The organism is Microbacterium sp. NPDC003461 (assembly GCF_053588335.1).
Genome location: NZ_JBSFPT010000012.1, coordinates 12,429 through 23,942, shown reverse-complemented (window position 1 = coordinate 23,942; position 11,514 = coordinate 12,429). Strand labels below are relative to the sequence as shown.

Here is an 11,514-nt window from a genome sequence, read left to right as displayed (position 1 = left end):
GGCTCCGCGGCTAGCAAGGAGCACCTAACAGTCGTCGCCGGATGAGGGGGACGATTTATCTTGACGTCAAGATAAATCCATTATGCACGATCGTCGCGGTCGGCACGCGCATACAGGGCGCGCACGGCGAGCCACGTGACCGCCACGAGGGGCGCGAACAGCGGCAGCCCCATGAGCAGCTTCGCCGTGCCGAGCTCGACCACGGCGCCCGACAGGTAGAGCGGCAGCTGCACGGCGAGCCGGGCGTAGAACAGCGCCGCCCACGCGATCGCGAGCCAGAAGTAGGCGCGGCGCTTGCGCCGGTCGGCGCGCCACGCCGTGCCCTCGCCCACGAGGAACCCGCCCGCGAGGCCGATCACCGACCAGCCGACGAGCGCGGAGACGAGGATGGCGGTGCCGTACACCGCATTGGTCACGAGCCCCGGCAGGAAGTTCTGCTCGCCCTGGCCGGTGAACAGGGCCAGCGCGGCCGCGAAGCCCGCCGCGACGAGCCCGCCGAGGGCCGCGGCCGGCGTGGATCGCTGCGCGAAGCGCACGATCGTGAACAGCGCCGCGAGACCCACCGACACCGCCAGCGACAGCCACAGCGGCTCGGGGCGGAACGTGTAGACGATGACGAACGCGAGGCTCGGCAGCACCGACTCGAGCACGCCCCGGAAGCCGCCCATCGCCTTCCAGACGACGCCCCCGGCCGTGGCTTCCTCGGCGGGGTCGATGCCGGCGCGGCGCGCCGCCTCGCCGAACGCCTGCCCCAGCAGATCCGAGGCGGCAGGCGGCGGGGTGAGATCGGCGGACTCCCGACCGGCCGCCGTGTCGCGGTCGCGCGGAGCTGCGGGATCGCTCACGCCGCGCCCGGCGCCTGCGGCATCTTGAGCGGGATGAGGTCGCGCGGCGGCATGGGGTTGCCGCCGCGCACCACGACGAGCGAGCGGAAGAGGTCCTCGACCTGCTCGGCCGCGGCGGGGTCGCTCGCGGCCGCGCCGCCGATCACGCCGCGCAGGAACCAGCGCGGCCCGTCCACTCCCACGAAGCGGGCCAGGCGCATCGCCTTGCCGCCCTCGGCGTCGGCCGTGGGCACCTCGGCGAGCAGCTCGGGACCGAAGGGGCCGCCGCGCTCCTCGACGCGGCCGCCCTGCTGGCGCACCTGCTCGCGGATCTGGTCGCGCGTCTCGCCCCACAGGCCCGTGGACCGCGGCGCGGCGAAGGGCTGCACCTGCAGCGTCGAGCCCGCGTAGTCCAGGCCGATGGCGACGATCCGCTTCGTCTTCTCCTCGACCTCGAGCCGCAGGTTCAGGCCCTCGCGGGGCAGCACCTTCAGCCCTCCCAGGTCGATGTACGGCCGCACCGCGTTCGCCTCGGACTCGTCGAACGGCCCGCTCTGGGCGCGCCCGACCGGCGCCGACTTGGCGCTCGCCTCGGCATCGGCCGGCGCCACCGGCGTGACGTCCTCGGCCGCGTTGTCGTCGCTCACTTGGTCTCCCCTGTCTGGTAGCCGGTGGATCCGAACCCGCCCTCGCCGCGCCCGCTCTCCGGCAGCTCCTCGACGGGCACGAAGCGCGCCCGCGGCACCGGCATCACGATCAGCTGCGCGATGCGGTCGCCCACGGCGATGTCGTACGCCTCGCGGGCGTCGGTGTTCAGCAGCGCGACCTTGATCTCTCCGCGATAGCCGGCATCGACGGTGCCGGGCGCGTTCACGATCGTGATGCCGTGCTTGGCCGCCAGCCCGCTGCGCGGCACGACGAACGCCGCGTGGCCCTCCGGCAGCGCGATGCGCACCCCGGTGCCCACGAGCGCGCGCTCGCCCGGCTCCAGCCGCACCGCCTCGGCGGCGACCAGATCGGCGCCGGCGTCGTCGGGGTGGGCGTAGGCCGGGATCACGGGTGCGACAATGGGCACGTCCACGGTTTCGGTCACGCAACGAGGGTAATGCAGATCACATCAACGCCGACCCGGTCGTCGCGCGCGACGTACCGCGAACGCCTCTCCCCCTCGCTCCGGCTGCTGGGCGGGGCCGCCGTCGTCGCGCCGATGGCGTCGCTTGTCTTCGTGCAGATCGACCGCGCCCTGGCGCTGGGCATCGGCATCGCCGTCGCGATCGCGGTCGTCGCGCTCCTCGTGGGGCTCGCCCCCGTCGTCGAGGTGCGCGGCACCGAGCTGCGCGCGGGCCGCGCCCGCATCGAGGCGCGCTTCCTCGGCGAGCCCGTGGCGCTCACCGGCGCGGATGCCCAGGCGGCGCGCGGCCGCGACATCGACGCGCACGGGTGGCACCTGATCCGCGGCGGGATCGACGGTCTCGTCGTCGTGCCGAACACCGACCCGGACGACCCCGTGGGCTCGTGGACGATCTCGTCGCGCACGCCCGAGCGCCTGGCCGCCGCGATCCGGCTCGCCCAGCACGCCTGATCCGGTCCCCGCAACGGCGAAGCGCCCGGCCGCCTCCGAGGAGGCGCCGGGCGCTTCGCGTTCGCGGGTCAGGCCGCGCAGTCCTTGCAGATGAGGCCGTTGGGGCCGTCCTCGGCGAGCTGCGAGCGGTGCTTCACGAGGAAGCAGTTCATGCACGTGAACTCATCCTCCTGCGGGGGAAGCACGACGACGTCGAGCTCGACGTTGGACAGATCGGCGCCGCCCAGCTCGAAACCGGGATTGTCGGCATCCTCCGTGTCGGCCGACCCCGGCTGCGGGTTGTTCCGCGCGGCCTTGAGCGCCTCGATCGACTCGTTGCTCTCGTCTTCGGACTTGCGGGGGGCGTCGTAGTCGGTTGCCATCGGAGGGCGTCACACTTCTTTCGTTGGAGCTCAGGCGCCCCGAACCGTGCGGCGGGGCGGCGATAGTCTGCATGAGCGGGAACGGATTCGCAAACGCACACGCGGCTCCCCGCGGACCCACAGCAATCGCTGCCGGTGAAACCCGCGGCACGCCCACGGTATTCCCGGCGTTGGGCCCGCAGCGTGACAGCATGTGAGTCACCGCAGAGCGCGGAAGGAGCACGCATGGAACAGCTCACGGTCATCGGATCGGAGGACGGCGCCCTCGTCCTCGCGAACGAGTCGGGAGAGCGCTTCACCGTCGCCGTCGACGACGTGCTGCGCTCCGAGATCCGCCGGGCCAGCACGACGACCCGGCCCGCGCCGCGCACCGCCGCCAGCCCCCGCGAGATCCAGAAGCACATCCGCGCCGGCATGTCGGCCGAGGAGGTGGCCGAGCTGCTCGGCGCCGACCTCGATGACGTGCGGCGCTTCGAGGGACCCGTGGTCGCCGAGCGCGAGCACATCGTGAGCCAGGCGCTCGCCGTGCCCGTGCTCATCGGCAGCGAGCTCGACGGCGACGCGAACCCGACGTTCGGCGTCGCGATCCGCGGCAAGCTCGCGAGCCTGCACGCGACGGGCGAGCGCTGGACCAGCTGGAAGGAGCCCAGCGGCTGGATCGTGAAGCTGGAGTTCACGGCCGGCGAGGTCGAGCACGACGCCCGCTGGTCGTTCGAGCCCCGCCGCAGCGCGCTGTCGCCGCTCAACTCCGACGCCACCCAGCTGTCGCGGCAGGGCCCGCTGCCCGAGGGACTGATCCCGCGCCTGCGCGCGCTCGACACGCCCTCCAAGGACGACAGCCGGTTCGACACCGACGCGTTCGGCCCGCGCCGCCTGCCCGACGCCGAGCCCGAGGCAACGGCGCCGCTCGCGGCCGTCTCGAGCCGCGAGGTGCGCGACACCGCCACGCGCCGCGCGCCCGAGGAGCACAGCACGTCGCCCGAGACGGCCGACCTGCTCGAGGCGCTGCGCCGCCGCCGCGGCCAGCGCGAGACGGCCCCCATGAGCGAGCTGGACGAGAGCGCCGCGCGGCACCCCGCCAGGGGCAGCGCGCCGGTCGCGCTGTTCGAGGCCATGGACGAGGCCACCCGCCCGGCCGAGGCTCCCGAGAAGCGCGATCCGGAGCCCGAGCCGGAGCGCGAGTCCGAGTCGCCGCGCCGCCGCGGTCGCGCCGCCATGCCGTCGTGGGACGAGATCGTCTTCGGCGCCCGCAGCGACGACTAGCCGGCGAACGCGCCGAGGCGGATGAACGGGACTGTCATCTCCTCGGGGCTCGTCGATCCGTGCTGGCCGATCATGTCCTGCGGCTTCTTGTCGGCGAGGCGGTCGTCGTAGAACGCCCACGTGCCGCGCGCCGCGACGAGCACGTCGCCGATCCGGCCCCGCACGTGATCCGCCACCGCGGGGCCGAACAGCCCGGCGGCGAGTGCCTCGTCGCGCGTCGCGACGTCCGCGGTCCCCTCCGATCCCGCGCGCCAGGCCTCGGCCAGCGACGCGACGTCGCGCCCCGGCTCGGCGTAGACGTGCAGCATGCGCGGCTCGCCGCCGAGGTGCGCCACGCCGTCGAGGCGCGGGTCGCCGTCGCGCAGCAGCACGTGACGATGCCGCGGCACGTCGACCATGCCGTGATCGGAGGTGACGACGGCGCCGATGCCGTCCGGCAGCCGCTCGGCCGCACGCAGCGCGCCGTCGACGCGCTCGAGAGCGTCCACCCAGCGGTCCGAGGCGACGCCGTGCTTGTGCCCGGCCTGATCGAGCTCCGGCAGGTAGCAGTAGACAAGCCCGCCCTCGTGGCGCTCGGCCAGCGCGAGGGACACGCGCACCCGCTGGGCGAGGTCCTTCTCCCCCACGAACTCCGCACCGCGCATGATCGCGCGCGTGAGTCCGGTGCCTGCGTACTTGTCGAGGCTCACGGCGAAGGGGCGCAGCCCCGCCGCGGCCGCGGCCTCGAAGACGGTCTCGCAGCGCTGCCACGCATCCGGGTCGAGGCCGTCGCGCTCGTAGCCGTTCAGCTGGTTCGCGAGCGCACCGCGCTCGGGATCGAGCACGCGATAGCCGACCAGGCCGTGCTCGCCCGGCCAGGCTCCCGTCAGCAGGCTCGTCAGCGCGGCCGCGGTCGTGGAGGGGAAGACGGTGCGCGCGACGTCGCGCCGCGCCATGGCCCCGGCGAGGAAGCGCGCGTGCGCGCGGTGCGCGCGCAGCGGGATCGCGCCGAGCCCGTCGACGACGAAGAGCACGGCGGATCGCGCCGCCGGCAGCCCCGACGGGCGGCCGGTCAGCGACGCCAGCAGGTCCGGCGCCACCCCGGTGAGGCTCCGGGCTGCCGCGGGACCCGAAGGTACGATCGATGACATCCGGGCCAGTCTCGCACAGCACCCGAACGGGACTTCCGGCCCCCGCCGCGCATCCGCGGCCGCCACCGCACGAGGAGAGGGCTGAATGGCGCGCAAGCAGGCACCCGCCGCCGAGCCGGTCGAGGAGCGCATCGAGGACATCGACCTCGAGACCGAGATGCAGGGCTCGTACCTCGAGTACGCGTATTCCGTCATCTACTCCCGCGCCCTTCCCGACGCGCGCGACGGGCTCAAGCCGGTGCAGCGCCGCATCCTCTACCAGATGGCCGAGATGGGCCTGCGCCCCGACCGCGGCCACGTCAAGAGCGCGCGCGTCGTCGGCGAGGTGATGGGAAAGCTCCACCCCCACGGCGACACCGCGATCTACGACGCGCTCGTGCGCCTGGCGCAGGACTTCGCGATGCGCGTGCCGCTCGTCGACGGGCACGGCAACTTCGGATCGCTCGACGACGGCCCCGCCGCCGCGCGTTACACCGAGGCGCGCCTGGCCTCCCCGGCCCTCGCCCTCACCGCGGACCTCGACGAGGACGTCGTCGACTTCGTCCCCAACTACGACGGCCAGTTCCAGCAGCCCGACGTGCTGCCGGCCGCCTATCCGAACCTGCTCGTCAACGGCGCGAGTGGCATCGCGGTCGGCATGGCGACCAACATGGCGCCGCACAACCTGATCGAGGTCGTGAACGCCGCCATCCACCTGCTCGAGAACCCCGAGGCGACGACGGCCGAGCTCATGGAGTTCGTGCCGGGCCCCGACTTCCCCTCCGGCGGCGTCGTCATGGGCCTGGACGGCGTCAGGGACGCGTACGAGACCGGCCGCGGCGCCATCAAGGTGCGCGCCAAGGCGTCGATCGAGCCGATCGGGCCCCGCCGCACCGGCATCGTCATCACCGAGCTGCCGTACATGGTCGGCCCCGAGCGCGTCATCGAGAAGATGAAGGACGCGGTGCAGTCGAAGAAGCTGCAGGGCGTCGCCGATGTGCAGGACCTCACGGATCGGCACCACGGGCTGCGCCTCGTCATCAGCGTCAAGACCGGCTTCGACCCCGCTGCCGTGCTCGAGCTGCTCTACCGGCTCACCCCGCTCGAGGACTCGTTCAACTTCAACAACGTCGCCCTCGTCGGCGGGCAACCGCGCACCCTCGGCCTGAAGGAGCTGCTGCGCGTCTACATCGACCACCGCCTCCAGGTGGTCACGCGGCGCAGCCGCTTCCGCCTCGCCCGCCGCCAGGAGCGCCTGCACCTCGTGCGGGGACTGCTCGTCGCGATCCTCGACATCGACGAGGTCATCCAGGTGATCCGCTCGTCCGACACCTCGGAGCAGGCCAGGACCCGGCTGTGCCAGGTGTTCGACCTCGACGAGGTGCAGGCCGAGTACATCCTCGAGCTGCGCCTGCGCCGGCTCACGAAGTTCTCGCGCATCGAGCTGGAGCAGGAGCGCGACGCGCTGCTGGCCGAGATCGCCCAGCTCGAGGAGCTGCTGGGATCGGACGTGCTGCTGCGCCGCAAGGTGGCCGAGGAGCTCGAGGCCACGGCCGAGAAGCTCGGCACCCCGCGCCGCACGCTGCTCATGAACGCCAAGCCCGCCGCGCCGCGCTCGTCGAAGGCGGCGCCCGATCTGCAGATCGCCGACGGGCCGACGCTCGTGGCGCTGTCCACGACGGGCCGCGCGGTGCGACTGGATCTGGCCGACGGGCAGCAGCTCACGGCACCGGCCCGTCGCAGCAAGCACGATGCGGTCCTCGCGACCGCGGCGGGCACGATCCGCGGCGAGCTCGGCGCCCTCACCTCGCGCGGTCGCGTCATGCGCTTCTCCCCCATCGACATCCCCTCCGTGCCGACCAATTCGATCCAGCTGGGCGGCGGCGTGAAGCTGCGCGACTACATCGGCCTCGTCGACAAGTCGGAGCAGATCGTGTCGATCCTCGCGCTCGACTCCGACACGCCGGTGGCGCTCGGCACCGCGCAGGGCGTCGTGAAGCGCATCGTGCCGTCGGCACTTGCGCCCAAGCCCGAGGTCGAGGTGATCGGGCTGAAGCCGGGCGACGCGGTCGTGGGTGCCGGCGTCGCGCCGGACGAGGCCGAGCTCGTGTTCGTGACCCAGGACGCGCAGCTGCTGCGCTTCGCCGCCTCGAGCGTGCGCCCGCAGGGCGCGGCGGCCGGAGGCATGGCCGGCATCAAGCTGGGCGCCGGGTCGAGCGTCGTGTTCTTCGGCGCCGTCACGGGCGACGACTCGGTGGTCGTGACGGTGTCGGGATCCGATGCGATCCTCGCGGGCACGGATCCGGGGCGCGCGAAGATCACCGACTTCTCGGAGTTCCCGGCGAAGGGCCGCGCCACGGGCGGCGTGCGCGCCCACGCGTTCCTGAAGGGCGAGGACCGGCTCACGCTCGCGTGGGTCGGCCCCGATCCGGCGCTCGCGGTCGACGCGCAGGGCTCGGCGCGCAAGCTGCCAGAGACCCTCGCCCGTCGCGACGCCTCGGGTCAGCCGCTCGAGGCCGTGGTCGCGTCGATCGGCCGCACGGTCGTCTGACGCGGCGCGGATCGCCGCCCCGGGCTCAGTGGCGGCGGAACTCCGGTCGCGCGGTTCCCGGCTTCAGGTGCGAGCACAGGGCGCCCTTGGCGACGTCGAGCGTCGGGTAGGCGCCGACCGGCTCGTCCTGTCCCGCCATCGTCACCACGAAGCCCTCGTCGTCGCGCCGGATCGTGCCGACCGCGCCGGCCTGCCCGTAGGCCACCCACAGCGACCGGGTCTGCGTCATGGACATCCGCTCCCCCTTCCGTCCGCGCGGTCCTCGTCGACCGCGCACGCCCGAGGGTACGCCGCCGCGCGGCGCCGATCCACCCCTGCGGCGACGCGAGCCAGGACGAGCAACTCAGGTTGACAGCGGGCCCGTTAGCAACGTACGTTGACAGCATGGGTTCCCGACAGATCGCCGATGTCGCGGCCGACACGAGCGACCCCCGCGCCGGCCTGCGCGCCGTCGCCTCGCTGCGCGCCCTGGCCGATGCGCTGGAGCTGCGTCAGGTGGAGGCGGCGCTGCGCGCCGGCCTGCGCTGGCAGGACGTGGCCGACGCGCTGGGCGTGACGCGCCAGGCGGTGCACAAGAAGTACGCGCGCCGCATCGATCCGTCCATCGACGTGCCCAGGAGGACCGCATGACCCGCCTCGCCACCACCGCCGCGACGATCCTGTCGCTCACGACCGCCGCGATGGAGGAGGCCTCGCGACAGGGACTGCGCGACGCCGACATCGACCACCTGCTGCTCGCCCTCACGCTCAGCGAACAGCCCGCCGGGCAGGTGCTGCGCGGCCTCGGCATCACGATCGACGCCGCGCGCGAGGCGGTGGCCGCCCAGCACGCGGCGCAGCTCGCCTCGCTGGGCGTGGCTGCCGCCCCGCCGCGGCCCGGGCGGATCACCTTCCCCGCGACCGAAGGCTACCGCTGGTCCGATCGGGCCATGGCCGTCATCGACCGCGCCTCCCGCGCCCGCGGGGGCGGCGACGCGAGCGCGGTGCTGCGCGAGCTCCTGCGCGAGCCGAGCGGCATGATCGCGGCCGTGCTGCGGCGACTGGGCACGACGGCGGACCAGGTCGCGGCACGCCTGGACGAGGCCGACCGGCTCCCGGCCGCCCGCCCGGCCGCTCGCGACCGCCTCGCGGCGACCGTAGCCGCCTTCGTGCCCGCCTCGCCCCAGGAGGTCCGGCGGCTGCTGACGGATCCGGCGCGGCTGCCCGAGTGGGACGCCGCGATCGCCCGCGTCGACGGCGCGGAGGGCTCGGCCGCGGCGCCGGGCGCGCGGTGGACGGCGTGGTCGCCGACCGAGCACCCCGACGGACGTCCGATCCGGCGCCGGCACGAGACCGCGCGCGTCGTCGCGGAGTTCCTGGGCGGGCGCGATGCGGAGAGCGTCGCGTGGCGCTTCACCTTCCCCGACCTGCCTCGCGCGAATGCGCGCCGCATCGAGATCGCCGTGGAGGCGGCCGCCTCGGGCTCGCAGCTGAGCGTCACGGCGGGCTGGGAGCGCAACCCGGCAGCGCGGCGCGTGCCGCTGCTGCCGGTGCTCCTGCGCCCCCTCACGCGCCTGTTCGTGTGGCAGCAGGCGCAGAACACGGCCGCGGGGATCAGCCGCGCCCTGCGGCACTGATCCCCACACCGGTCTTCATCTCGACTCCGCGCCCTGCGGGCGCTCCGCTCGATGTTGACCCGCGGCGCATCAACGCCGCTGCGCGGCATTGACCCGCCGCGCGTCAAGCGTCGATGGCCTCGCGGTCCAGGCGGTCGGCGGAGTCGACGATGAACTCGCGCCGCGGGGCCACCTCGTTGCCCATGAGCATCTCGAAGACGCGGCCGGCGGCCTCGGCGTCCTCCAGCCGCACGCGACGCAGCAGGCGCCCGTCCTTCTGCATCGTCGTCTCGGCCAGCTGATCCGCGTCCATCTCGCCCAGGCCCTTGTAGCGCTGGATGGGCTCCTGCCACCGCTTGCCGGCCTTGCGGAGCTTGGCGAGCAGGGCGTGCAGCTCGCGCTCGCTGTAGGTGTAGATCGTCTCGTTCGGCTTGGAGCCGGGGTTGATGACGATCACCCGGTGCAGCGGCGGCACGGCGGCGAACACCCGGCCGTGCTCGATGAGCGGGCGCATGTAGCGGTAGAAGAGCGTGAGCAGCAGGGTGCGGATGTGCGCGCCGTCGACGTCGGCGTCGCTCATCATGATCACCTTGCCGTAGCGGGCGGCCTCGATGTCGAACGACCGTCCCGATCCCGCGCCGACGACCTGGATGATCGAGGCGCACTCGGCATTCGAGAGCATGTCGCTGATCGAGGCCTTCTGCACGTTGAGGATCTTGCCGCGGATCGGCAGCAGCGCCTGGAACTCGCTGTCGCGCGCCTTGCGCGCGGTGCCGAGCGCCGAGTCGCCCTCGACGATGAACAGCTCGCTGCGCTCCGTCTCCTTGGTGCGGCAGTCCACGAGCTTGGTCGGCAGGGTCGACGACTCCAGCGCGTTCTTGCGGCGCTGCGTCTCCTTGTGCGTGCGCGCCGAGATGCGCGCCTTCATCTCCGCGACGACCTTGTCGAGCAGCATCGACACCTGGCTCTTGTCGTCGCGCTTGGTGGAGGCGAAGCGCTGCTTGAGCGACTCGCGCACGACCTTCGCCACGATCTGGCGCGCGGCGGGCGTGCCGAGCACCTCCTTGGTCTGGCCCTCGAACTGCGGCTCGGGCAGCTCGACCGTGAGCACGGCCGTGAGGCCGGCGAGCACGTCGTCCTTCTCGAGCTTGTCGTTGCCCACCTTCAGGCGGCGCGCGTTCTTCTCCACCTCGGCGCGCAGCTGCTTGAGCATCTCCTGCTCGAAGCCCTGCTGGTGCGTGCCGCCCTTGGGCGTGGCGATGATGTTGACGAACGAGCGGATCGTCGTGTCGTAGCCCGTGCCCCAGCGCAGCGCGATGTCGACGCGGCACTCGCGCTCCACCTCGGTGGATCGCAGGGATCCGTCGGCCTGCAGCATCGGCACCGTCTCGGTGAAGGTGCCCGCGCCCTCCAGGCGCCACGTGTCGGTCACGGGGGCGTCGGTCGCGAGGTAGTCGACGAACTCGGCGATGCCGCCGTCGTACCGGAACGACGTGTCGACGGGCTCGTCGCCGCGCTCATCGCGGATCGCGATCTCGAGGCCCGGCACGAGGAACGCCGTCTGGCGGGCGCGGGTCATGAGGTCGTCGAGCTGGAACGCCGCGTCCTTCGTGAAGATCTGGCGGTCGGCCCAGTAGCGCACGCGCGTGCCGGTCACGCCCTTGGCGACCTTGCCCACGACCTTCAGCTCGCTCGACTGCTCGAACGGGCGGAACGGGGCGTCGGGGCGCTTCTCGCCCTTGTCGGCGAACACGCCGGGCTCGCCGCGGTGGAACGACATCGCGTAGGTCTTGCCGCCGCGGTCCACCTCGACGTCGAGGCGCTCGCTCAGCGCGTTGACCACCGAGGCGCCGACGCCGTGCAGTCCGCCGGAGGCCGCGTACGAGCCGCCGCCGAACTTCCCGCCCGCGTGGAGCTTGGTGTACACGACCTCGACGCCGCTCAGCCCCGTGCGGGGCTCGACGTCGACCGGCACGCCGCGCCCGCGGTCGCGCACCTCGACGCTGCCGTCCGCGTGCAGGATCACGTCGATCCGGTCGCCGTTGCCGGCGACGGCCTCGTCGACGGAGTTGTCGATGATCTCCCACAGGCAGTGCATGAGGCCCGGGGAGCCGTTCGAGCCGATGTACATTCCGGGGCGCTTCCGGACGGCCTCCAGCCCTTCGAGGACCTGCAGATGGTGGGCGGAGTACTCGGCTGTCACAATCTTCGATGCTATCCGCGCCGCG

Annotated in this window: 12 protein-coding genes; 5 read left to right on the top strand and 7 right to left on the bottom strand. The window is 73.1% G+C overall.

The window, feature by feature from the left end; all coding sequences use genetic code 11:
* Positions 1-80 precede the first annotated feature (80 nt).
* Genes ACWDR7_RS06745 through dut form a run of 3 tightly spaced genes read right to left on the bottom strand, consistent with a single transcriptional unit; the run spans position 81 to position 1,917 of the window.
* Entirely contained in the window at positions 81-845 is a 765-nt protein-coding gene (locus ACWDR7_RS06745; protein WP_449854160.1) for a DUF3159 domain-containing protein, read from the bottom strand.
* Entirely contained in the window at positions 842-1,435 is a 594-nt protein-coding gene (locus ACWDR7_RS06740) for a DUF3710 domain-containing protein (protein ID WP_449854201.1), read from the bottom strand. Before ACWDR7_RS06740 ends, ACWDR7_RS06745 begins: the two co-directional genes overlap by 4 nt.
* A 32-nt stretch (positions 1,436-1,467) precedes the next feature.
* On the bottom strand, positions 1,468-1,917 hold the full coding sequence (gene dut / locus ACWDR7_RS06735) for a dUTP diphosphatase (protein WP_449854159.1): 450 nt from the start codon (positions 1,915-1,917) through the stop codon (positions 1,468-1,470).
* A gap of 12 nt (positions 1,918-1,929) precedes the next feature.
* Here dut and ACWDR7_RS06730 point away from each other — a divergent pair, with 12 nt between their 5' ends.
* A complete protein-coding gene (locus ACWDR7_RS06730; RefSeq protein WP_449854158.1) occupies positions 1,930-2,406 on the top strand; it encodes a DUF3093 domain-containing protein in 477 nt (158 codons plus the stop codon).
* Between the two features lie 68 nt (positions 2,407-2,474).
* Here ACWDR7_RS06730 and ACWDR7_RS06725 read toward each other — a convergent pair whose 3' ends face one another.
* On the bottom strand, positions 2,475-2,768 hold the full coding sequence (locus ACWDR7_RS06725) for a DUF4193 domain-containing protein (RefSeq protein WP_449854157.1): 294 nt from the start codon (positions 2,766-2,768) through the stop codon (positions 2,475-2,477).
* Positions 2,769-2,993: 225 nt separating this feature from the next.
* On the opposite strand from ACWDR7_RS06725, the gene sepH reads away from it, so the two are divergent.
* Positions 2,994-4,031 (top strand): septation protein SepH, encoded by a 1,038-nt coding sequence (sepH, locus tag ACWDR7_RS06720; protein ID WP_449854156.1) that lies wholly within the window; start codon positions 2,994-2,996, stop codon positions 4,029-4,031.
* Here the strand turns inward: sepH and ACWDR7_RS06715 are convergent.
* Positions 4,028-5,110 carry an alkaline phosphatase family protein gene (locus tag ACWDR7_RS06715; protein WP_449854155.1) on the bottom strand — a complete coding sequence of 361 codons (1,083 nt, stop codon included), beginning with the start codon at positions 5,108-5,110 and terminating at the stop codon, positions 4,028-4,030. The two genes, sepH and ACWDR7_RS06715, sit on opposite strands and share 4 nt — an antisense overlap.
* A 136-nt stretch (positions 5,111-5,246) precedes the next feature.
* Here ACWDR7_RS06715 and ACWDR7_RS06710 point away from each other — a divergent pair, with 136 nt between their 5' ends.
* Positions 5,247-7,691, top strand: a complete 2,445-nt coding sequence (locus ACWDR7_RS06710; protein WP_449854154.1) for a DNA gyrase/topoisomerase IV subunit A — start codon at positions 5,247-5,249, stop codon at positions 7,689-7,691.
* 25 nt (positions 7,692-7,716) lie between these two features.
* On the opposite strand, the gene ACWDR7_RS06705 is transcribed toward ACWDR7_RS06710, so the two are convergent.
* Positions 7,717-7,926: a methyltransferase gene (locus ACWDR7_RS06705; protein ID WP_449854153.1), complete on the bottom strand. Its 210-nt coding sequence runs from the start codon at positions 7,924-7,926 to the stop codon at positions 7,717-7,719.
* A 149-nt stretch (positions 7,927-8,075) separates the two neighbouring features.
* On the opposite strand from ACWDR7_RS06705, the gene ACWDR7_RS06700 reads away from it, so the two are divergent.
* Both ACWDR7_RS06700 and ACWDR7_RS06695 read left to right on the top strand, forming a co-directional pair.
* The gene (locus ACWDR7_RS06700; RefSeq protein WP_449854152.1) at positions 8,076-8,321 is read left to right on the top strand and encodes a hypothetical protein; all 246 of its coding nucleotides are present in this window, start codon (positions 8,076-8,078) and stop codon (positions 8,319-8,321) included.
* Positions 8,318-9,307 (top strand): Clp protease N-terminal domain-containing protein, encoded by a 990-nt coding sequence (locus ACWDR7_RS06695; RefSeq protein ID WP_449854151.1) that lies wholly within the window; start codon positions 8,318-8,320, stop codon positions 9,305-9,307. The genes ACWDR7_RS06700 and ACWDR7_RS06695 overlap by 4 nt, the downstream gene beginning before the upstream one ends.
* Before the next feature lie 103 nt (positions 9,308-9,410).
* On the opposite strand, the gene ACWDR7_RS06690 is transcribed toward ACWDR7_RS06695, so the two are convergent.
* Positions 9,411-11,489, bottom strand: coding sequence for a DNA gyrase/topoisomerase IV subunit B (locus ACWDR7_RS06690; RefSeq protein WP_449854150.1), 2,079 nt, complete (start codon positions 11,487-11,489; stop codon positions 9,411-9,413).
* Positions 11,490-11,514 lie beyond the last annotated feature (25 nt).

What these genes read in the sequence shown, in the direction of transcription:
- ACWDR7_RS06695 (WP_449854151.1), top strand. Translation starts at nt 8,318, where the DNA reads ATGACCCGCCTCGCCACCACCGCCGCGACGATCCTGTCGCTCACGACC.
- ACWDR7_RS06730 (WP_449854158.1), top strand. Translation starts at nt 1,930, where the DNA reads ATGCAGATCACATCAACGCCGACCCGGTCGTCGCGCGCGACGTACCGC.
- ACWDR7_RS06705 (WP_449854153.1), bottom strand. Translation starts at nt 7,926, where the DNA reads ATGTCCATGACGCAGACCCGGTCGCTGTGGGTGGCCTACGGGCAGGCC.
- ACWDR7_RS06700 (WP_449854152.1), top strand. Translation starts at nt 8,076, where the DNA reads ATGGGTTCCCGACAGATCGCCGATGTCGCGGCCGACACGAGCGACCCC.
- ACWDR7_RS06710 (WP_449854154.1), top strand. Translation starts at nt 5,247, where the DNA reads ATGGCGCGCAAGCAGGCACCCGCCGCCGAGCCGGTCGAGGAGCGCATC.
- ACWDR7_RS06725 (WP_449854157.1), bottom strand. Translation starts at nt 2,768, where the DNA reads ATGGCAACCGACTACGACGCCCCCCGCAAGTCCGAAGACGAGAGCAAC.
- sepH (WP_449854156.1), top strand. Translation starts at nt 2,994, where the DNA reads ATGGAACAGCTCACGGTCATCGGATCGGAGGACGGCGCCCTCGTCCTC.